The sequence below is a fragment of the Solirubrum puertoriconensis genome (genome assembly GCF_001483135.1).
GTDB classification, from domain to species: domain Bacteria; phylum Bacteroidota; class Bacteroidia; order Cytophagales; family Hymenobacteraceae; genus Solirubrum; species Solirubrum puertoriconensis.
Window position 1 is genome coordinate 693,802 of the sequence record NZ_LNAL01000003.1, and the last position, 21,532, is coordinate 715,333.

Genomic DNA, 21,532 nt, shown 5'->3' on the forward strand with positions numbered 1-21,532 from the left:
CGGGCCATCAGCGGAGAGCAGCTCGTGCAGGCGCCGCCGTTCACATATTGATGTGGTTGCGTGGCGCGTTGTGCGCAGGCGTGCTATCATTGCCCCATGACACTGCCCTTAAGCCTATTAAGCGCCCCGCAAGATCTGGTGCCGCGGCTCGAAACCGCCGACCTCATTTTGCGCGGGCCCAAGCTCGATGATTTGCAAGAGTCGGCCGACATGCACACCGACCCCGACTTCTTCCGCTACCTAGGTAACAAGCCCAATACGGAGGAAGAAGTGTGGCGCCGCATCCTGGGGCAACTTGGGCACTGGGCCATGCTGGGCTACGGCTCGTGGGCCATCGAGGAAAAAGCTACCGGCCGCTACATTGGGGCAGTAGGGTTCTTCGATTACCAGCGCGACCTCACGCCCTCCATCAAAGGCACACCCGAAGCGGGTTGGGTGTTGTCGCCGCGCGTGCACCGCCGCGGCTACGCCAGCCAAGCCCTGGAGGCGGCGCTTGCCTGGGCCGATGCAAACTTCCCCACCAACCGCATTACCTGCATCATCGACCCCGATAACGAAGCCTCGCTGCGCTTGGCAGGTAAGTTTGGCTTCCAGGAATTTGCCCGTACCACTTACCACGAGGGCCCCATTGTACTGCTGGAGCGCATCCGCACCTAGGGCACTAACCCGTGCAGTAGCTAGCAACAAGGCCCGCTTCCTTGCCGGAAGCGGGCCTTGTTTGTTCAGGAGCATCAAACACCTAGGGGCGCTACTCTGCCAGCAACTGATCGATGGTTTTGTTAAACTCCTCGGTCTGCTTTTGGTAGTATTCGCCGGTGCCGGGGCCGCTAAAGCCCGTATGAATTTTGCGTACCTCGCCTTTCTTATCCAGGAAGATGGTAGTTGGGAAGGCCAGTACTTTCGAGAGCTGGGGCAGCGCTTTGCTAGCCGAGTCTTTGTTAGCCATGCCGGCCACGGCCAAATCATAGCCCACGTTCAGGCGTTCCTTCATTTTCAGCAGCTTCTGCGCGGCTGCCTTCTGGTCGGGGCTGCGCTCAAAACCTAGGCCAATGATTTCCACGCCGCGCTGCTTGTTCTTCTCGTACCACGGCGCCAGAAAGTTGGTCTCGTCCATGCAGTTGGGGCACCACGAACCCAGTACCTGCACCACCACTACTTTGCCCTTGTACTTGGGGTCGGTGGGGGAGATGCTGCCGCCTTCGTAGATGTTCGGGAATTTGAAGTCGAGGCGCTTTTGGCCGGGCTTCATGCCAGTGAGGGCGTTGGCGTCGGGCAGTTTGGCGTTGGGGTCTAGCTTAGCCGTCCAGGTTTCGTGGCCCGATTTGCCGCTGTAGAAGTCGCCCTTTAGCGTACCATCTGCCTGCTTTTGGGCTGTAAATAGCCAGCCGTGGTTGCCATCAAAAGTGGTCATGCGCACGGTGTTGCCATCGGCTTGGCCTGCTAGGTAACGGTAGTCGCCCGTGGTGGTCAGAAACGTGCCTGTAACCTCCGAGCCGTTTTGCTTGAAGATGCCCACCGCAGGCGTGGTGTTGCCTTCGTCGTCCTTGAACGTGGTAGCCCAGGTGCCCGCAAAGTTTTGGGCTTGGCCCTGCGCAGCGCCAAACAGTTGGTTGCTTTGCGTAGCCTCAAATGGCACGCGGTACGGCTCGGGCGCGTCGTACTTCACCCACGTGCCCGCCAGTTTCCCTTCGTTTGCGGGGCGCACTACCAAGGCTGCATCAAACACGTGCAGCTTAATAGTAGTCGAGTCGCCAGCGGTGCTAATTTCATCCAGCTTCAGGCGTTCCTCGCCGTTGATGCCTTTGTTGATCAGGTAAGCCACCTGTTTGCCGCCTTCTTCGGCTACCTCAAACAGGAAAGGAATTTCCTGACCTTGGGTTTTCAGAGCACCGCGCCAGGGGCCGGTTTTCAGCGGCGAGGCCGCGCTGGTTTTTTCCACGCTATCAGCAGCAGTTTTGTCGGAACCGGAGTTGCAGGCCGTCAGCACCGACGCCAGCAGGGCGGCGCTGCCCAAAAGCAGGCGGCCCGAAACGAAACGAAAAGTCATCTGTTAGAAATAGATATGGGCGCTAGGCACCCCCGAAAAGTACACTTGGCAGCCCAACGTAGCTGCCAAACCCGCGTACAACCCGAGGGCGAATATAAAGTTTGTCTGCCGGGTGGTGGGGCCTATATTTGCGCTTTGCCATTTCTGGCTTGGTTTTGTCACCCTTTTCCCGCTGATATCCCATGGCGTTTGACCTGGACATGATCAAGACCGTGTACAACGGTCTGGGCGAGCGAGTAGAAGCTGCCCGCCTCGTGGTGGGCCGCCCCCTCACGCTGGCCGAAAAAATCCTATACGCCCACTTGTATGCCGGTACACCCACGCAGGGCTTTGAGCGTGGCGTATCGTACGTTGACTTCGCGCCCGACCGCGTAGCCATGCAGGACGCCACCGCCCAGATGGCCCTGCTGCAGTTCATGCAAGCCGGCCGCGACAAAACGGCTGTGCCCTCTACCGTGCACTGCGACCACCTCATTCAGGCCCGCGACGGTGCCGCCGAAGACCTGGCCGTAGCCAACGACGAGAACAAGGAGGTTTACGACTTCCTGGCCTCTGTATCGAACAAGTACGGCATTGGTTTCTGGAAGCCCGGTGCTGGTATCATTCACCAAGTGGTGCTCGAGAACTACGCCTTCCCCGGCGGTATGATGATCGGTACCGACTCGCACACTCCCAACGCGGGCGGCCTCGGCATGATTGCCATTGGCGTGGGCGGCGCCGATGCCGTTGACGTAATGGCTGGCATGGCGTGGGAGCTGAAGTTCCCGAAGCTGATCGGCGTGAAGCTGACCGGCAAGCTGAACGGCTGGACTTCGCCCAAAGACGTTATCCTGAAAGTGGCTGGTATCCTGACCGTAAAAGGCGGCACCGGTGCTATTGTGGAATACTTCGGCGAGGGCGCCGAAAACATGTCGTGCACGGGTAAGGCAACCATCTGCAACATGGGCGCCGAAATTGGTGCTACCACTTCGGTATTTGCCTACGACGAGTCGATGGCTACCTACCTGCGTGGCACCGAGCGCGCCGAAATTGCCGACATGGCAAACGGCGTAGCCCAGCACCTGCGCCCCGACGACGAAGTACTGGCCGACCCGGCTAAGTACTACGATCAGCTGATCGAGATTAACCTCTCGGAGCTGGAGCCGCACGTAAACGGCCCCTTCACGCCCGACGCTGCCTGGCCGATTTCGCAGTTTGCTGCGGCCGTTAAGGAGCACAACTGGCCCGCCCGCCTGGAGGTTGGTCTGATCGGTTCGTGCACCAACTCGTCGTACGAAGACATCACCCGTGCTGCTTCGGTAGCCGAGCAAGCCGTAACCAAAGGCCTGACGGTAAACGCCGAGTTTACGGTAACGCCGGGTTCGGAGCTGGTACGCTACACCGTACAGCGCGACGGCCTGCTCGATACCTTCGCCCAAATGGGCGGCGTGGTACTGGCCAACGCCTGCGGTCCGTGCATCGGCCAGTGGGCCCGCCACACCGACGACCCCAAGCGCAAGAACTCGATTATCACCTCGTTCAACCGCAACTTCGCCAAGCGTAACGACGGCAACCCGAACACCCACGCGTTCGTGGCCTCGCCCGAAATCGTTACCGCTTTCGCTATTGCCGGCGACCTGACCTTTAACCCGCTCACCGACACGCTCACCAACAAAAACGGCGAGCAAGTGAAGCTGGATGAGCCCCGCGGCCTCGAAATGCCGCCGCAAGGCTACGCTGTTGAGGATGCTGGCTACCAAGCTCCGGCCGAAAACGGCATGGGCGTGCAGGTAATCGTTGATCCGAACTCCGACCGCCTCGAGCTGCTCGAGCCCTTCAAGCCCTGGGAAGGCACCGACCTGATGGGTCTGCGCCTGCTCATCAAGGCCCAAGGCAAGTGCACCACCGACCACATTTCGATGGCCGGCCCGTGGCTGAAGTACCGTGGTCACCTGGACAACATCTCGAACAACATGCTCATCGGGGCCATCAACGCCTTCAACGGCGAGGCCAACAAGGTGCGCGATTTCGTGACCCAGGGCGAAACCTACAACGCCGTACCGCAAGTGGCCCGCAACTACAAGTCGATGGGCATCGGGACGGTGGTAGTAGGCGACGAGAACTACGGTGAAGGTTCGTCGCGCGAGCACGCTGCCATGGAGCCACGCCACCTAGGCGTGCGTGCTATCCTGGTGAAGTCGTTCGCACGTATCCACGAAACCAACCTGAAGAAGCAGGGCATGCTGGCCCTCACCTTCGCCAACAAGGCCGACTACGACCTGATCGAGGAAGGCGACACCATCGACATCCTCGGCCTGACGGAGTTTGCCCCTGGCAAGCCGCTGCAGATCCGCCTGCACCACTCCGACGGCGACACGGACCTCATCACGGTGAACCACACCTACAACGAGGGCCAAATCGAGTGGTTCAAGGCCGGCTCGGCCCTGAACCTGATCCGCCTGCAGCAGTCGACGGAAGCCAGCGCACTGTCGCAGAAGTAATTCTGAAGCTGCTAGCTGAATAGCAAACCGGCCGCTTCCCTAGGTGGGAAGCGGCCGGTTTTTTTGTGGAATTACTCCAGAACTGCATCTAATTCCTACAGCCACATAAACGCATATGATAAATCAATACCTGCTAGCCTTTGCTTTGTCGCTGAGCTGTATTGCGGCTTCGGCACAAGGGTTTCTGAGGGGAGTGGTGATTGATAAAACTACTGGTGAAGGAGTGCCACTGGCTACTGTGAGAGTGGCTGGTACCAGCCTGAGCACCTCGACTACATCAGACGGCACCTTTCGGATTCAACCAGTTAAGGATACAGTCACAATCGTGGTTCAGGCACTCGGGTTTTACGACCAACGCGTAAAAGTCAGGTTGGGTGATGAGCCAGTGATTAGGTTAAAACTGGCTTGTAACATCGACCAATTTAGCCGCGCATACATCGAGTTCTTGCTCAGCAGCGGAGTGCGGAATACGCCCTTGGGATGTCAGCTTTCGTTTTCCAGGCCCCTGGGTTTTGCCATCGACCGAACTTTTGCATACCCGGCGGTACGGATGACTCTGGCTTACCAAGCCGGACGGCGCAACCGCTATCTTAATCCAACCTTCCATATTGATGAACTAGTCAGCTCTTGTGGGTTAGACGTGGACGCCGAATTTCAATACCAGCGAATAAAGCTGGCATCGCGGCCCTTTGATTTTGAAAGACGTAGCGCAGGGTTTAATGTAAGTTTGAGAAATGCATGGCCCATTTGGTTGGCTGTTGGGCGTAGCCGGATGGAACAGCAAGAGTTTGGGCGATTCTATACAGGCGTAGAAATTGGCAGCGAGCAATCTTGGCGATTAGGTCAGCGACGTTATTTGCAATTACAAGGCCGAGCTGGTTGGTGGCAAACGCACTGGCAATGGCAGGGAAAGCTGTCGACTGCATTTGGCTGGCGCTATCCGGCAGCAGTTGTCTACCAACAAATAGGCAGTCAATACAGAGAAGTGGTTTTACAGGTAGGAGTAAAGTGGGATTATCGTACGCAGCCAAAGCGTGAGTGAGGACGAATGCGTCCAGGGGTTTATAACTTTAATGCCGCATTACAATTTGATTAGCTTTCCGCAGCCTTGCTCCAAGTCTCCCACATCAACTTTCAGGAAGAAGGCAACTTCGGCCTGCGCGACATCAACTTCACGCAGCAGCGGTTTCAGAAGCTGGCCATTGCCGGCGAAACGGGCTCGGGCAAAAGCACGCTGCTGCAAACCATAGCCGGTTTGGTGTCGCCTGGGTCCGGCGAGGTGTGGTTTGAAGGGCAGCGCGTGGAGGACCCGCACGAAAAGCTGATTCCGGGGCACAAAGGCATTGCCTACCTCTCGCAGCAGTTTGAGCTGCCCAAATTTTTGCGCGTGGAGCAGGTGCTGCAATACGCCAACACCCTGCCCGCCGGCGAGGCCGAAACGCTGTACGAGGTGTGCCAGATCAGCCACTTGCTGAAGCGCAAAACCAACCAGCTTTCGGGTGGCGAGCGGCAGCGCATTGCCTTGGCCAAGCTGCTGCTAGGTGCCCCTAGGTTGCTGCTGCTCGATGAGCCCTTCTCCAACCTCGATATCGGGCATAAAACCACGCTCAAAGCCGTCATCCGCGACATAAGCGAGCGGCTGGGTATTACCTGCACCCTCATCTCGCACGACCCTTTGGATACCCTCTCGTGGGCCGACGAGATACTGGTGATGCAGCACGGCGCAGTAGTACAGCGCGGCACGCCCCAGCAAGTATACCAACAGCCCGCAAGCGAGTACGTAGCGGCGCTGTTTGGCAATTACAACCTGCTGCGCGGTGCCCTACAGAAAGCCGTTGCCGAGCACCTAGGTATCAAGCCCAAAAACAAAGCCATGCTGGTGCGGCCCGAAAGCTTCCGGCTGGTAGCGCCTGGCGAGGGGTTGGCCGGAAAAGTTGCTGGTGTAGCGTACTACGGCAGTTACTACGAGCTGCGGGTAACAATCGGGAAAGCAGCTATTGCGCTCCGAACCACCGATGATGGGTTGACTACCGGCGACGAAGTGCACGTGTCGGTGCGGCGCGATGCCGTGTGGTACGTGTAATGGCAACGCGAGCTTGGTAGCGCGGAAACTAGGTTACTGAACGGATATGGGCGTTGGCTCACTGGCTTCGTTGTTCTTGTCCCTAACCTAGGAGAGTGCAGCTCCGGGCTGCAGATTATTTAGCTCCGGAGCTACTGCCAGCATCTCCGGTAGTCTTCAGCAAATTGTTGGAAAGAAATGGGGGCACGGCCTAGCAAATTGGCAGTGGTGCTGGTTAGCCGCGCCGCCAAACCTAGGCGAGCTACCAAGTAAATCCCGAGCATGACGTTGACGAACTCCGGTTTGAAACCGTGGGCCAATATGTATTGCCGAAACTCGCCAATGCCCGCTGCTCGGTAGCGGATAGGCCGGCCTAACACCTTCGAAAGCGCAGCTGCTACTTGGGTGTAGATAAGCGCCTTAGCACCAGTAAGTTCGTGAGCAGCATTGGGCAACTCGCCGGTCGTTAGAAGCACACGAGCCGCTACGGCACCAGTGTCGCGCACATCAATGAAAAACGTGCGGCCATTGCCGGCGGGTAGCAGAACCTGGTTGTAGCACTGGATATCGAAGCGGTGCGTAGTGCTCAGGTTTTACATAAAAAAAATAACTGGGGCGGAGCATCGTCCAGCTCATGCCCGAGCGGCGCAAGTCGGCCTCGACTTTGTGGTGCGGTGCAAACCAGTTTAACTGCACTCCTTGCAACGATACGAATACCACGTGCCGCACGCCGCTAAGCTGCGCGCGTTGGATGAACGGGCGCAGGTAACGTTTCACATCGCTTAACTCAGGCGGGCGCACCAGCAACAAATGGTCGATGCCTTGCAGTGCCGGTTCGTGCGTGCTGGGGTCGGTAAAGTCGAGCGGTACGCTAGTTATACCATTGGGCAGAGGTGGTGCGGAGCCGGGGCGTATGGCAGCTACCAGGCGTTCCGTTGCGTTAGGTGCTTGCAGCAGATGATCAAGCGTGGCAGCGCCCCCATTGCTAGTGGCGCCGGTAAGAAGAATGCGCGTCATGCAAGGCAAGTACGGGCTTTCTATTTGCCGGGTACATGGCGTTTGTTGGCCCTCGGTTGTGGGCGCCTACTTACCGCAAAACGCCCTTACCTAGGTGTACCCGTTTTATCACAACAACTCAGGCTGAGACTGCCTGCCGGCCTCCGTTGTGCAGCAGTTAGTAGGTGAAAGAGCAGGATTTCGGCAACTGCGTTTATGAAACAACTTGTAGTTTTACGCTTTGATTGTCATGTTCATCACGGCCTTCGATTCATATTTTAAATTGAAGTTGCCGGTTAATATTCAGGTATAATTCCTGTACCCGTCTACCATTCTTTTCTGATTGTTCTCTTCTAATGGTTGTTAAACGCTTGCTAAATAAACAGCATACAGGATACTTGCTGTTGCTATTATTGACTATTGTCATTGGTGTTTGGGTAAGGGTTGCGCATTTCCCAAAAATTCCGCCGGGTTTCAACCAAGACGAGGCTTGCACGGCAGTTGAAGCTTTTGCACTATCGGAAACAGGGAAGGATAAATGGGGCGATGCCTGGCCGGCATACTTCAAATCTTGGGGTAGCGGGCAAAACGTATTAATGGCTTACCTAATTATTCCTTTTATTAGGATATTCGGTCTGAATATATTCTCTATTCGTATTCTGCCGCTGATACTGGGTATTCTTACCCTGCCTTTGTTGGTTTTTGCTATTCGCTCCCTAGGTCGTTATGCCTCTTTATTAGGCTTACTTGTTATAGCAGTAGTTCCTTGGCATTTTATGTTGTCGCGCTGGGGGCTTGAAAGCAACCTCGTGCCGTTCTTCATGCTGTTGGGTTGCGCAATGGTAATTCAGGCTATTAATACACAGAAGCCCGCCTGGATCGTTGCGTGTCTTGTGCCTTTTGCATTGTCGCTGTATGCCTACGGAACTACGGTTGTGGTAGTGCCTGGGCTGTTTTTGCTGTTGCTACTGGCCTTCTGGAAGCGAATAGCATTACGCTGGCCATATTGGCTAGCTGCCGCAGGCATCTTTGCCATTGTAGCTGCGCCGTTTGCCCTGGTCATATTAGAGAACTTCATCCTGCACAAGAATCTAGCCTGGACGGATGATTTATTCTTCTCCACGCCTTTGCTGGAGGTGAACAGACTGCAACAGGTAAACCAGGCTAACCAAAACCACGAGTGGCAGGTGCTGCGGAATAATGTAGCTTTTGTCAATTCAGGTTTCAATGATGGCTCGTCCTATAACATGATCCAAGGATTTAAGCCATTGTTTAGTTTTAGTATTCTGTTGTTTGTTGTGGCGTTAGCCGTCATGCTTTACCGCATATTGCTACCCAAAATATCAGTGGTCGAATCTCGGCGTGATGTGGTGGCTTGGGTGTTTTTTGCTTGGGCGGTAGCTTCGTTGCCGTTGATTTTTGTGATTGAATTAAATATTAATCGATTTAACCATTTCTACTTGCCCTGTTTGGTGCTGTCGGTGTGGGTTGCCGATTTAATTATCAGAAACCTGAATGAAAACGTACCGAAAACAGCTATCCGCGCCATGGTAGTAGGGTGGTTTGTTGTTGAAGGTGGTTTAGTTGTTAGGGATTATTTTGCGGAATACCCAAGCAGCCGAATCCGTGAGGACTTTAACGTAGGCTTAAAAGAGGCATTCGATGAAGCAGAGCGCCTGCCGGGCGTGCAGCAAGTGCTGGTAACCACGAATATGCCACTGCCTTATGTTTATACGTTATTCTTTTCTAAATACCCGCCGGCCCGCTTTCAACAGGATAAGTCGTATGAGATAGTGAATGGTTTGTACGATGTTAAGCGAGTTGGCAAGTTTGTATTCTCCGAAAGCATTCTTGAGCCGGGAAGAAACTTTGGTTACCTGATGCGCAAAAATCAGTTTCAGGACACGGACAAATGGCGCCACGAACCTCTATTCGGCAACGATTATTGGGAGGTTGGCATCGTTCGGGTATTACCCTAGATTGCCTCTGATTGTTGCTGCTGTGGTAATGCGAAGGGCTGCTTAGTTAAACTAAGCAGCCCTTCGCATAGCGCATAGCTAATAGGCCTGGGGCGTTATGGCCCATTGCTGCAAATGCACGCTCAGCAGGCTAAGGACGCGGGGGGCTACAGCGTAGCTACTTGCTCGGGTTGGATGGCTACTTCGCGGGGCTTCTGCACAAGGTAGTAGTAGGCCAGTACTAGCAGCCCCAGCGTGAACGGAATAATGGCTAGGTGCTTGCCCGTAATCAGCCCGCCAATGAGTACTTCATCGAAATGAAAAAACTCGCTGATCATCCAGTAGGAGTTGGCCGAAATCCAGAACACAATAGCCAGGTTGTGGGCCAATTCAGATTTTAAGTGGCGGGTGCGCCAGGCAATGATGATGGCAATGGCCAGCGTGGGAAAGATCATGCTAATTCCGAGAGCTTTCCAGATCATGCACCAACTCACGTCCTTGAGCAGCCAAAACACAATGTGCAGATTTTCTATGCGGCGGTAGGAGGCCGGTATGGCATAAACTGGCTCGGGCGTGGTGTTTTCCATGAGAATGAGCAATGCAGAAAAGGTAAAGTTACGTGCCTGCTTATATGCGGCGCCAGCGCGGTTTAGGCCCAGGTGCGCATTTTGTGACTTATGGCGCTGACAGGCATAAACAGAAGCCGTATTTGGCGAACTGCCGGGCTTCAGGTTTCTTCGCGACTACCATGCCCACCATCTTCACCCACGCTGCGGTAGCGGCCGGCCTAGGTCGGGTGCTGCATGTGCGCCCGTTGCCAGCTCGCTTCTGGTGGCTTACGGCCCTGTGCGCCATCCTGCCCGATTTCGATGCCATTACCTTCAGGCTTGGCATACCGTACGAGAGCATGTGGGGGCACCGCGGCTTTACTCACTCCTTGGTATTTGCCTTACTGATTGGGCTGCTGATGGGCTACGCCGCGTGGCCGCGCACCCGCCCGGAGCCGCGCTGGGCTTTGGCTGTGTGGTTTGCCGTGGCCACGGCTTCGCATCCACTGCTCGATATGCTTACCAACGGCGGCTTAGGGGTAGCATTGCTGGCGCCGTTCAGCAGCGAGCGGTACTTCCTTCCGTGGCGGCCGGTGCGCGTGTCGCCCATTGGGGCAGGGTTCTTTTCGATGCGGGGTGTGGCTACGCTGCTAAGCGAACTGCTTTGGCTGTGGCTGCCTACGCTAGTGGCGGTGCTGCTTACGGGCCCGCTGCGGAGCCGGCGAGTTGCTAAGGACACCACGCGCGCTTAACTGGTAAGTGCACCTAGGGTGAGCAGCGTCGTATGTCGGCATCAGGCTGCTGCAAAAAAACGGCCGCACAAAGGCGGCCGACGATGGAACAGGAACGGGTTGGCTAGTTCAGCCACACCTCCGCTACGGGCATAAAGCGCCGGGCGGCGAAGGCGCCGTAGGGCTGCTCGGCATAGAAGCCTAGCACGTGCACCTGCGGCTCTTTGGTGCGAGCATTCAGCCGGTACTCTACCGGATACACCGCGCCGCGCTCGGGCCAGTCGCCAATGTGGTCTTCAGGACGGCGGCTGGCATCAACGCAACGGGCATATTGCTGTACGGGAAGGGGAGTAGGAAGCTGTGTCTTCTTCGTTCTGCGCATATCCAAAAATAAGGATATTCAACATAAACTAAAAATATTAGGTAGAAAAAATTGGTGAAATAGGGGTGTTTTCGGGTGAAATGATAGCATTAAAGCTAGGTTAAAGAAGACCGTTCCGAAAAATAGTTAGAACCCTGGGAACTAATCTGCGGCGTTTTGAAAACTATATGCTAAAAAAATTAGTAAATAGCAGCGCCGACCAACGGCTAAGTGGGGGTCGGCTCGTTCTATGACGCGCATTACGCCTTTTTCTATTAGCACCGATTGGGCCGGCCTCACGCTGCCGCTCTTCGCCTGTGTGGTGCCGGCGGGCTTTCCGTCGCCTGCCGACGACCACCTCGACGCTCCGCTCAATTTGCACGAGCTGTTGTTTGCGCACCCGGCCTCTACGTTTCTGGCCCGCGTAACCGGCGACTCGATGAACGGCGCCGGTATTCGTCACAACGACATCATTGCCGTCGACAGGGCCTTGGAGGCGGCCGACGGCTGCATTGTAGTGGCTGTGCTTGATGGCGAGCATACCGTGAAGCGCCTGCGCCGCGAGGGCACCCAAACCTGGCTTGAGCCCGAAAATCCGCGCTACCCCATCATCCGCCTCAACGAAGGCAGCGAGCTGATCATTTTTGGGGTCGTTACGCACGTAATCCACGCCTTCCGCGAAAAGCGCAGCCGCGTGCTCGGGCAGGTAAACAACCTGCGTCGCCGCGCCTAGGTACTGCTGCTATGTTTGCCTTGGTCGACTGCAACAACTTTTATGTGTCGTGCGAGCGGGTGTTTCAGCCGCGCTACGAGGGCGTGCCCGTGGTGGTGCTCAGCAACAACGACGGCTGCCTGATTTCGCGCTCCGACGAAGCCAAGGCCCTAGGGCTGAAAATGGGCGACGCGTTTCACCTGGTAAAACCCACGCTGCTGGAGCACTCCGTGAAGGTTTTCTCCTCTAACTACGCCCTCTACGGCGACATGAGCCGGCGCGTGGTGCGTGTGCTCTGCGACTTTGCCCCGGAGGTGGAGGTTTATTCCATCGACGAGGCTTTTCTGAACCTAGGCGGCATGCGCTACTGGGCGCCCGAGGGGCTGGAGGACTACGCCGGCCGCATTAGAGAAACGGTGAAACAGCACGTGGGCATACCCACCGCCGTGGGCGTGGCGCCCACCAAAGTGCTAGCCAAAATGGCCAACCGCTTGGCCCGCAAACGAACCGAACAGGAGCGGGTGTGGGTGCTGGGCAATGATGCGCAACGGCTCGAAGCCCTAGAGCGCACCGCCGTAGAAGACATATGGGGCATAGGCCACCGCTACGCCCGCAAGCTGCACGAGCAAAACATTTGCACCGCCGCTGCCTTGGCGGCCAAGCCCCGCGCTTGGGTGCGGCAGCACCTGGGCGGCGTGGTGGGCGAGCGGCTGTGGTACGAGCTGCATGGCCAGGCTTGCCTGGAGCTGGAAGCCCGCCTGCCCGACGACGAAGCCACCCTCGGACCTAGGGCCACGCACCGCCAGAGTGCCGCTTGTACGCGCTCCTTCACGCGCCCCATTGCCGACGAGCAAAAGCTGCGCGAGGCCGTGGCTACGTTTGCGGCCCGCGCCGCCGAAAAGCTCCGGGCCGAAGGCCTCGCTGCGCACCTGCTCACGGTGTTGCTCGGCACCGATCGGTTTTCCCCGAAGCCGGGCCCCTCTACCTTCAGCACCACCATTGCACTGCCCAGCGCTACCAACGACACCGGCCAGCTAACGCACTACGCCCTAGGTGCCCTGAAGCGCCTGCGCCGGGCGGGCACCTGCTACACCCGAGCCGGAGTGGTGTGCGCCGGCCTCGAGCCCGAAGGCCGGGTGCAACTAGGTTTGTTTGAGGCCCCCGAGGCCCGCCAGAAAAGCAAGCAGCTAATGGAGGCGCTGGATACGCTGAACAAGCGCTTCGGCCGCGCCAAAGTGCGCTACGCCGCAGCCGGCACCAAGCCGCTATCATGGCAGGGGCGCTGCGACTACGTATCGCCGCAGTTTACTACCAACTGGGAGCAGCTGTGGCGCATCGGCGACGACGCGAGCCGCAAAGTCTAGCTGCCCTTACGGCTGCAGCACCACCCGCCGCGTAAGTACCTCGCCGCCGGCCGATTGCCACTGCAGCAAGTACACGCCCGCGGGCAAAGCCCGCACCTGCAACTCGGTGGCGGCTTGCGTTACGCGCCACGTCCGCACCTGTTGCCCTAGGCTGTTGCGTAGCATAAGCACCGAGCCAGCCGCCGCATTGCCGGGCAACTGCACCTGCAAGCTCCCTTGGCTTGGGTTCGGGAATACCGCCCAACTAGCTTGCTGTGCCACCGTGGGGCGTGTGGGCAACACCTGGGCGTAGCGTAACTGGGCCGCATCGGCGGCGGCTTGCAGCTCGGCCAGGGTAGGAGCGGCCAGCACAGCAAAGGCTACGGTAACGGAGTCGTTGGGGGCCAGGCGACCTAGGGCAGCACCCAGCACCTGCGATACGTCGGAGCCGGTGGGCGTGCCTGCGGTGCGTTGCTTGCGGCCCGAGCTAAGCGTCAGGAATTTTTCGGCCGACGAAAACCCGTCGCGCAGGCTTACCGCGGCTGTAGTTGGGGCAGCGTTATCGATGGCGTAGTACGAGGCCGTGGTAGGAGCCGCGGCTCCTAGCAGCCGCACGCCCGCAAACAACCTAGGGTTAAGTGCATCGTGCACGTAGCCGAGGGCGCGGGCCGAATCGTACGCGGCCAGGTTGCGGCCGGCTTCGGCGGGCAGGTCCCAGTCCATAAACAAGCCGGCGTGCAGGGTTTGCCACGTATCGGGCGAGAGGTTGCGCAAAGTGTACTCCACAATGGCGTAGTCGCGGTCGGCAGCGGCGGGACCGGGCCAGGCCATGGCCCGCTGGCGCACGCGCACCCCTACAGTGCGGCCGTTGCTTTGGCTCGGCAACGAATCCTGAAACGCCCCGGTAGCGCGCTGCATGGCGGCCGTAGCCGCTTGCATGGCTATGGTTTGCTGGCTGAAAAAGTCTTGATCGACGCGGTTACTGGGTACGCTGCGCAGGCGGTCGGCTACTTTGGTAGGGCCCGTGGCCACCAGCAAGCCGCCTTCGCTGAGCAATACCGGCGAGTTGCGGTAAGTAATGCTGGCGCCCACTTCGGTGTTGCCGCTGTCGTAGCCCAGGTTGCCCCGGCTGGTAACGGTAAGGTGCAGGTTGTTGGCCGTCAGCACCACGTAATCGGGGTTCAGCTCCAGCGTTACGTACTCATCGGCCACAAAGCCGTTGGGCGCGGTAAAGCGGCAGCGCAGCACGGCGCGGGTGCTGGCCGGCGTGTTGGGTGCAATGCTCAGGCGCACCGGCACGGTGGCCGTGGCATTGGTGCCCAGCGCACCTAGGGTTGCCGCGCTGCCGCTGCTAATGCTAAGCTGCGGCGTAAGCGAGCTGATGCTGAGCGTGAGGCCCTGCACCGGCTGCAGTAAATTTTGAATGGTAAGCGCCAGGCGGGCTGTGTCGCCGGCCAACAGCCGCGGTTTGCTTAGGCTGTGGCCTAGCACCCGCACGGCCGTCTGGTTGGCACCTAGGGCCAAGGCGCGGTGCACATTCAGGCGACCTGTGCCCAACCGGCCGACTAACGCGGTATTTCTCGGAATGCTGTAAATGTCGTCGGCGGAGCGGCGCAGCACGGCCACTACCTGCGCGGCCGAAAGCTGCGGATACAGGCTGCGCACCAGCCCCGCTGCCCCGGCCACCAGCGGCGCCGCAAACGACGAACCGCCCACCGGTGCGTAAGTGTCTTCGGCATCGTAGAGGGTGGTAAGTATGCGGCGGCCCGGGGCGCTCAGGCCCACGTGGTAGCTGTAGGTAATGGTTTGCTCGTCGAAGTCCGATAGCCCCGCTACCGACAGTACGTGGTCGTACGAAGCCGGGTAGAAGTCCAGCTCGGCATTGGTGTTGCCCGCGGCGGCTACCAACACAGCCCCACGGTTTACGGCCGCGTAGGTGCACACATCCTGCTCGAACTGCGACTTGCCGCCCACGCCGCCCCATGAAATATTAATGACTTTGCAGCCGTGGTCGGCGGCGTACACAATGCCTTCATAACCGCCAAAAGCACCCTCGGGCGTTTGCGGGTACACTTTGATGTGCATGAACCGGCACTTAAAACCCACGCCTGCTATGCCCTTGCCGTTGTCGGCGGCGGCGGCGGCGGCACCGGTTACCAGCGTGCCGTGGCTAAACAAGCCACTGCGCGGTACCGAGGCCGTAGGGTCGTTGTCGTTGTCGCCGGTGTCCCAGCCCCGGAAATTATCGATATACCCGTCGCGGTCGTCGTCGATGCCGTTGATGGGATCGGCGTAGTTCAGCTTGGCCTGCCCGCGCAAATCCTGGTGGTTGAACAGTACGCCGCTGTCGGTAATGCCAATTACTACGGAAGTATCACCCTTACTCAGGTTCCAGGCCGAATAGGCCTTAATGAGCTTTAGGTGGTACTGCCCATCGGCCTTGGTTGAGTCGGCCAGCGGGTCGTTGGGTTGATACAAGGGCGCGCGTTGGTACAGCGGCTCTACGTACTCCACGGCGCCGGTGCTCAGCAGTGCCTGGCGCACCTTGGCAAACGGTAGCGCGGTGGGGTAGCTGAACTCATAAATGGTACGCAGCTCCACGCTGCCGGGTAAGTCGGCCGAAGGGGGCACTGCCCGCGGAAACTTCTGCAGCACGCGCTTGGCTGCCAGCTGCCCTAGGGCTTGCTCTACGTAAACCAACGGGGCACCTTCGCGCAGCTTAAACACGGCCGTACCGGGGAGTGTAGTCGAGGCTTCGGCCGCAACAACCGGCGCAGTTTGCGCTGCAGCTGCCCCCGAAAGCAGCAGCCAGCTATACGTGAAAAACAGCAGGCGTAAAAGCTGTTTCATTGATGCAAATGATGTGATGGGCAGGACTGCCTTAACTACGTAAATTTAACCCTGCCGCCACACATGGCCGAGCTTTTTCGCTCGACGTTGTTCTGCATACCCCCAACCCCCGATTTTGAACGCTATAATCTCAAAACACCAGGCTACCCTGGAGCAAGCCGTACAGGCCTTGCACGGCCGCACATTCTTTTCGCAGTACCCCGAAAACCCCTCGCCCAAGGTATACGGTGCCGAGGCCGACGCCCAAGGCCGCGAGGCTTTCCTAGGTCGGCGGGGGCAGTCGTTTGCCGAGCTGCAGCAAGGCGCGCCCGAAGCATGGGCCGGGCAAGAGGAGTCGCCCTACGAGCAGGCGGCCCTGGGTATCAAATACCCGTACTACGCGCCCGAAACACTGGTGCATAACGCTCAGCAGGCTTTTGATGCTTGGCGTAAGCTGAAGCCCGCCTACCGGGCCGCACTGCTTATTGAGAGCCTGGAAGGCATGAAGCAGCGCTTCTTCGAGATTGGCTATGCCACCATGCACACCACGGGGCAGGCCTTCCTGATGTCGTTTCAAGCCTCGGGCCCGCACGCTGCCGACCGCGCCTTGGAGGCCGTGGCTGCCGGCTACGAGGAGCAAACGCGCTTCCCCGAAGAAACCCGCTGGGACAAGCCCATGGGCAAGTACACCATCAGACTAAACAAAACCTGGCGCCCGGTGCCCAAGGGTGTGGCCCTGGTCATCGGTTGCTCCACGTTCCCCACCTGGAACACGGTGCCCGGCATGTACGCCTCGCTGGTAACAGGCAACCCTGTTGTCATCAAGCCGCACCCAAAGGCCGTGCTGCCCATTGCCATTGTGGTAGCCGAAGTGCAGAAAGTGCTGGTAGCCGCTGGCCTGCCCGCCACCATCTGCCAATTGGCCGTCGACGCCGACGACCACCTCATCACCAAAGAGCTGGCCGAGCACCCCACCGTGAAGCTGATCGACTACACCGGCGGCACCGAGTTCGGCAACTACATCGAGAGCCTGCAGAGCAAAGGCAAAACGGTGTTCACCGAGAAAACCGGCGTGAACTCGGTTATCCTCGACTCGTGCGACGACCTCGATAAAGTAGCTCAGAACCTGGCTTTCTCGGTAAGCCTGTATTCGGGCCAGATGTGCACCGCTCCGCAGAACTTCTTCATTCCGGAGCAGGGCGTGAAGGTAGCCGGTACGCTGGTGCCCTTTGAGGAGGTGGTGCAGAAGCTGGCCGGCGCTGTGCAAGGTCTCGCCACCAACCCCAAGGCGGCGCCGCACGTGCTAGGTGCCATCCAGAACCCGGCCACGCACGAGCGCGTGGAGCAAATGGCTCAGAGCGGCCACCGCAACGTGCTGGCGCACGGCAAAGTGCAGAACTCCACGTTCCAGAACGCCCGCACCTGCTCGCCCGCGCTGTACGAGGTTGATGCCACGCTAAAGGAGCACTTCAGCCGCGAGCTGTTCGGCCCGATCATGCTGGCCATCAAAACCAAAAATTCGCACGAGAGCGTGAAGCTGGCCGCCGAGCTGGCCCGCGAGTACGGTGCCATCAGCTGCGCGGCCTACACTACCGATGCCGAGCTGAAAGAGGAAATCATGGACCAAATGAGCCTCGCCGGCACGGCTGTAAGCTTCAACCTCACCGGCGGTTTCTACGTGAACCAGAACGCGGCTTTCTCCGACTTCCACGTGACCGGTGGTAACCCTGCCGGCAACGCCTCTTTCACTAACCCCGAGTTTGTGCTGAAGCGCTTTACCTGGGTAGGCTTCCGCGAACCAATTGCCAGCTGATTAACGATTATAAATTGACAGCTGTTGGTTAACGCCAAAACACCCCGGTGCCGTGAGGTGCCGGGGTGTTTTGTTTGGAACGGTGGCTCTGATGGGGTTATTGCGAAGTGCCGCGTGGGGCCCTGGCACTTACTGGTTTGGTATAGCGGTAGGCCTTGGGCGACTTAACGGTGCGGAACTTGTAAGGGTTTTTGGCATTCATATCAACGCCAAGCCCGATGGTGCGCGGCGGCTCCTTCCGGAACGACGACTTATCGTTGGGGCGGCGCTGCTGCTTTGCGTTTACACTGCCGTAGCTTTTGGGCTGCTGCAACACTTTGTCTTGGGTACAAGCTCCGCCGAGCAGCAATAAGCTCAGCGCAAGCAGTGGGGTCGAAATTTTCATGGGCGCGGAAAGGCTAATGGTTATAGGTAGCGTCCAGCCGCAGCCGGATAATTATATGGGTTTACTCTGCTTATCTTCAAAAGGATATGGTTGAGCTATGAGTTGTGTAAAAGCAAAACGCCTGGCGGGTACCGCCAGGCGTGCAATGTATATGTGCGAATTGCGCAGCCAAAACCGGGCTTTTAGCCCGGCCACAGTACCGGGGCCGCCTCGGGTATTACCAGGGCCGGAATGGGCGTGTGCAGCATAAGGCCGGCGGTGGGGCTGCCATAAAACAGCTCGCCGGGCAACGACTGCTGCCGGGCCACAAACATGAGCAGGTCGGCGGAGTTGGACAACGCAGTTTCGATGATGCCCTGCTCGATGCTGAAATGCTGGTTGGTTTGAATTGTGTGCGACAGGCCGTGAAGCAGCTGCGTGGCATGCACATTGGCCAGGATGTCGTCGGGCTCGGGCGCTTGCGCAGTGGTGTAAATGTGGATAGCTACCGCCTCCGGAATTACGCGCGTAAGCAAGCGCCGGGCGCCCGCACGGCCTTGCCCTAGGTACAGCACGCGGTTGGTTTGAAACTGCAGCAGAAACTCGGGCACAATAGCCACCGATTTGGACAAGTGCACCGGCTTGCGGTCGGTATCGAACACTATGCGCTGCGGAATGGCATGCTCGCGGTATTGCTCGGGCACCAGCAGCATCGGATGCGTTACCAGCCTGATAAGGTGCAGCAACGTTTGCTCGGCCGAGGGAGCGGTAGTATCGGTACGACCGCAAATGAACACCGTGGGCAAGGCGGCCGACATCATATCCGGTAGGCACTCGGCAACGGGTTGCTGCAATAGCTCGTGGGTATAAGGTATCGAAGCGTTCTGCAGGCGCTCCAGCAAGGCCAAACGCTGATTGAGCAGCTCGAGCGGAGGAAGCGTAGGCGCTGCCGACAACCCTTGGGTCGTGCTCAGATCGGCGGCAACCGAAAGCACTCGTAAACGCACGCTTAGCTGGCGAGCCGTAAGCTGACGGGCTAGAAAGCTGGCGTACTCCAGAGCGTTGGCGGCAGCTCCGGAGAAATCGGCCAAAACAGTAAAAACAAGCATAGCCGTCTGTTTACCAATAAATTCGACAAAAGAGTGCAGGCTAGCTAGTATACTAAAGGCAGCAGGTATTGTTATTAAGTTAAGATTAAATCAGATATTTTTAATACACTTTTAATGTAAGGCAATTTAGCGGTGTTAGCCGTTACAGGCTCATGGCCTCGCGGAAGCGCATGGATTGCTGCCGCGACACCTCCACCTCGGGGCCGCCGCGAAGCTGTATTTTGAGTGTGCTGCTAAACCACGGCTCGATGTGCTCGATGTGCTTGAGGTTGATGATTTGCTGGCGGTTGGCGCGAAAGAACACATTTGGATCGAGGCGGCTCTCGAGCTGCTGCAACGTGCGCGAAATCAGCGGGTGCACATCGTGAAAGTGCAGGCGGGTGTAGTTGTCGGCCACTTCGAGCAGGCGCACATCGGCAAGGCGCACAAACCAGCACCGTTCGCCATCTTTCACAAACACCTGGTCGTTTTCGCGCAGCAACTCGCGCGAGGGCGCAACGGCCTCGGGTTCGTCGGCCGAGTCGGTGCTCAGGGCCGTGCGTGCTTTGGCCAAGGCGGCACCTAGGCGCTGTTCATCCACGGGCTTCAGCAGGTAGTCGAGGGCGTTTACCTCAAAAGCCTGCACGGCGTACTGATCGAAAGCGGTAGTGAAGATGACGTGCGGCGCTGGGCCATCGAGGCCGGCCAGCAGCTCGAAACCCGAGCGGCCGGGCATATGGATGTCGAGCAGCAGCACATCGGGTTGCAGTTCGGCAATGCGCGTGGTGGCCTCGTCGGCGTTGGCGGCCTCGCCTACCACCACGGCATCGGGGTGGCGCTGCAGCAAGCGGCGGAGCTCCTGCCGGGCTAGGCGCGAGTCGTCAACCAACAGAATGTTCATACGCGGCAATTAGTAATAATGAGCAATGAGTAGGAGAGCAGGTGAATCAGGGGCGAAGTGCAGGCGGGCTGAATGTAGTAGCGGCACCTAGGGCCGGCCCGTGGCTTGGTGGCAACGGTTCGGGGCTGGTCGACAATTGCTCATTGTTCATTACTAATTGATCATTTACTAATTGTTCATCGCCGACAATGGGCAGGCGCAGGCGCGCCGCAACGGTATCGGGGGTGGCTTGCTCAAGGCTGAGCTCGGCCCTAAGCCCGAACAGCAAGCGCAGCCGTTCGCGAGCGTTACGCAGGCCGGTGCCAGTGCCATCGGCTTTGGCGGGGCCATTGCTTAATTGACCGGTGTTTTCCACGCTCAGCAACAATTCGCCGTTGGCGCAACGGGCTTGCACGCGCAACTCGCCGCCGGTTGGCAACTGCGCCAAGCCGTGCTTGATGGCGTTTTCGACAAGCACCTGCACCAGCATGGGCGGCAACTGCACACCCAGGCAGTCGGCGGGTACATCGATGGTGTAGCGCAGGCGCTCCTCGAGCTGCAACGACTCGAGCTGCAAGTAGTCCTGCACCACGGCCAGCTCCTTACCTAGGGGCACTTGCTCGGTGCGGTTCAGCTGAATAGCGTAGCGCAGCAGCTCCGATAGGTGCGAAAGCATGTGGCGGGCCTGCTCGGGGTCTTCGCCGATAAGGGAGCGAATGTTGTTGAGGCCGTTGAAAAGAAAGTGCGGGTTGATTTGTGCCTTCAGGGTTTGCATTTCGGCCTCGCGCACGGCGGCAGCCAGCTTCCACTTATCTACCTCGGCCTGGCGGTAGCTGCGCAGGTAGTGCAGCCCAAAGTACACCACCGACCACAGCCACAGCACAAAGTTGACGTTGAGCGCGTAGCCGACAAACTCGCCCCAGCTCTGTGGTTTGCCACCGGGCATCATCAGCGGCAGCACCACCAGCAGCGTTATCGTCCAGATAATCACCTGGCTCAGTACCGAGAGCAGGGCGTTGATCAGCAGCAAGCGCCACAGCACGCCCAGCAGCGGCAATTGCACCCATTGGTAGCGCCTGATGATGTAGCGCAGCCCGTGCGACAAGACCACCATGGTAGCCGCTACCACCAGTTGAATGACCACGATATGGCCCGCAAACTTTTGGGTGAACATGGTGTAGCCCACCACCCCAAACACGCCGTACAGGGCCCAACCAATAAGCTGCAGGCGCCAGTAAGAGCGGCTGGGGGGCGGCACCGTAGCGAGAGGATTCATGGGCTGAGTTGCTATGCTGTAACCAACAATCGGATACCTGCTGA

19 protein-coding genes are annotated in these 21,532 nt (G+C 58.4%); 9 read left to right on the forward strand and 10 right to left on the reverse strand.

Annotation, left to right across the window (positions count from 1 at the left end; all coding sequences use genetic code 11):
* Positions 1–96 precede the first annotated feature (96 nt).
* The gene (locus ASU33_RS03465) at positions 97–657 is read left to right on the forward strand and encodes a GNAT family N-acetyltransferase (RefSeq protein ID WP_059068134.1); all 561 of its coding nucleotides are present in this window, start codon (positions 97–99) and stop codon (positions 655–657) included.
* Positions 658–748: 91 nt separating this feature from the next.
* Here the strand turns inward: ASU33_RS03465 and ASU33_RS03470 are convergent, their stop codons facing one another.
* Complete coding sequence (locus ASU33_RS03470) at positions 749–2,047, reverse strand: peroxiredoxin family protein (RefSeq protein WP_078062835.1); 1,299 nt, start codon at positions 2,045–2,047, stop codon at positions 749–751.
* Between the two features lie 182 nt (positions 2,048–2,229).
* Between ASU33_RS03470 and ASU33_RS03475 the strand changes: the two genes are divergently transcribed.
* The 3 genes from ASU33_RS03475 (at position 2,230) to ASU33_RS03485 (ending at position 6,610) form a co-directional block, all read left to right on the forward strand.
* A complete protein-coding gene (locus ASU33_RS03475) occupies positions 2,230–4,527 on the forward strand; it encodes an aconitate hydratase (protein WP_059068137.1) in 2,298 nt (765 codons plus the stop codon).
* Between the two features lie 115 nt (positions 4,528–4,642).
* Positions 4,643–5,569: a carboxypeptidase-like regulatory domain-containing protein gene (locus ASU33_RS20940; protein ID WP_078062836.1), complete on the forward strand. Its 927-nt coding sequence runs from the start codon at positions 4,643–4,645 to the stop codon at positions 5,567–5,569.
* Between the two features lie 66 nt (positions 5,570–5,635).
* Entirely contained in the window at positions 5,636–6,610 is a 975-nt protein-coding gene (locus ASU33_RS03485) for an ABC transporter ATP-binding protein (RefSeq protein WP_059068141.1), read from the forward strand.
* Between the two features lie 131 nt (positions 6,611–6,741).
* Here the strand turns inward: ASU33_RS03485 and ASU33_RS03490 are convergent, their stop codons facing one another.
* Positions 6,742–7,095, reverse strand: coding sequence for a Rossmann-fold NAD(P)-binding domain-containing protein (locus ASU33_RS03490; protein WP_059068143.1), 354 nt, complete (start codon positions 7,093–7,095; stop codon positions 6,742–6,744).
* 1 nt (position 7,096) lies between these two features.
* Complete coding sequence (locus ASU33_RS03495; protein ID WP_059068146.1) at positions 7,097–7,606, reverse strand: NAD(P)H-binding protein; 510 nt, start codon at positions 7,604–7,606, stop codon at positions 7,097–7,099.
* A gap of 335 nt (positions 7,607–7,941) precedes the next feature.
* Here ASU33_RS03495 and ASU33_RS03500 point away from each other — a divergent pair, with 335 nt between their 5' ends.
* Positions 7,942–9,564, forward strand: a complete 1,623-nt coding sequence (locus ASU33_RS03500; protein WP_059068148.1) for a glycosyltransferase family 39 protein — start codon at positions 7,942–7,944, stop codon at positions 9,562–9,564.
* Positions 9,565–9,710: 146 nt separating this feature from the next.
* Here the strand turns inward: ASU33_RS03500 and ASU33_RS03505 are convergent, their stop codons facing one another.
* Entirely contained in the window at positions 9,711–10,130 is a 420-nt protein-coding gene (locus ASU33_RS03505; protein ID WP_059068151.1) for a hypothetical protein, read from the reverse strand.
* A 161-nt stretch (positions 10,131–10,291) separates the two neighbouring features.
* Between ASU33_RS03505 and ASU33_RS03510 the strand changes: the two genes are divergently transcribed.
* On the forward strand, positions 10,292–10,843 hold the full coding sequence (locus tag ASU33_RS03510) for a metal-dependent hydrolase (RefSeq protein ID WP_059068153.1): 552 nt from the start codon (positions 10,292–10,294) through the stop codon (positions 10,841–10,843).
* A gap of 103 nt (positions 10,844–10,946) precedes the next feature.
* Here the strand turns inward: ASU33_RS03510 and ASU33_RS03515 are convergent, their stop codons facing one another.
* Positions 10,947–11,204 (reverse strand): hypothetical protein, encoded by a 258-nt coding sequence (locus tag ASU33_RS03515; RefSeq protein WP_149867010.1) that lies wholly within the window; start codon positions 11,202–11,204, stop codon positions 10,947–10,949.
* Positions 11,205–11,433: 229 nt separating this feature from the next.
* On the opposite strand from ASU33_RS03515, the gene ASU33_RS03520 reads away from it, so the two are divergent.
* Both ASU33_RS03520 and ASU33_RS03525 read left to right on the forward strand, forming a co-directional pair.
* A complete protein-coding gene (locus ASU33_RS03520) occupies positions 11,434–11,916 on the forward strand; it encodes a LexA family protein (protein ID WP_059068157.1) in 483 nt (160 codons plus the stop codon).
* A gap of 11 nt (positions 11,917–11,927) precedes the next feature.
* On the forward strand, positions 11,928–13,259 hold the full coding sequence (locus tag ASU33_RS03525; protein WP_059068159.1) for a Y-family DNA polymerase: 1,332 nt from the start codon (positions 11,928–11,930) through the stop codon (positions 13,257–13,259).
* A 6-nt stretch (positions 13,260–13,265) separates the two neighbouring features.
* On the opposite strand, the gene ASU33_RS03530 is transcribed toward ASU33_RS03525, so the two are convergent.
* A complete protein-coding gene (locus ASU33_RS03530) occupies positions 13,266–16,088 on the reverse strand; it encodes a S8 family peptidase (RefSeq protein WP_059068161.1) in 2,823 nt (940 codons plus the stop codon).
* 115 nt (positions 16,089–16,203) lie between these two features.
* Between ASU33_RS03530 and paaN the strand changes: the two genes are divergently transcribed.
* Entirely contained in the window at positions 16,204–17,880 is a 1,677-nt protein-coding gene (gene paaN / locus ASU33_RS03535; protein WP_350308175.1) for a phenylacetic acid degradation protein PaaN, read from the forward strand.
* A gap of 97 nt (positions 17,881–17,977) precedes the next feature.
* Here the strand turns inward: paaN and ASU33_RS03540 are convergent, their stop codons facing one another.
* From ASU33_RS03540 to ASU33_RS03555, 4 genes are all read right to left on the reverse strand, one after another.
* Positions 17,978–18,265, reverse strand: coding sequence for a hypothetical protein (locus ASU33_RS03540; RefSeq protein WP_059068165.1), 288 nt, complete (start codon positions 18,263–18,265; stop codon positions 17,978–17,980).
* Between the two features lie 182 nt (positions 18,266–18,447).
* On the reverse strand, positions 18,448–19,353 hold the full coding sequence (locus tag ASU33_RS03545) for a hypothetical protein (protein ID WP_149867011.1): 906 nt from the start codon (positions 19,351–19,353) through the stop codon (positions 18,448–18,450).
* 142 nt (positions 19,354–19,495) lie between these two features.
* Positions 19,496–20,233 carry a LytR/AlgR family response regulator transcription factor gene (locus ASU33_RS03550; protein WP_059068170.1) on the reverse strand — a complete coding sequence of 246 codons (738 nt, stop codon included), beginning with the start codon at positions 20,231–20,233 and terminating at the stop codon, positions 19,496–19,498.
* Positions 20,234–20,279: 46 nt separating this feature from the next.
* Positions 20,280–21,488, reverse strand: a complete 1,209-nt coding sequence (locus ASU33_RS03555; RefSeq protein ID WP_059068172.1) for a sensor histidine kinase — start codon at positions 21,486–21,488, stop codon at positions 20,280–20,282.
* Between the last annotated feature and the right edge of the window lie 44 nt (positions 21,489–21,532).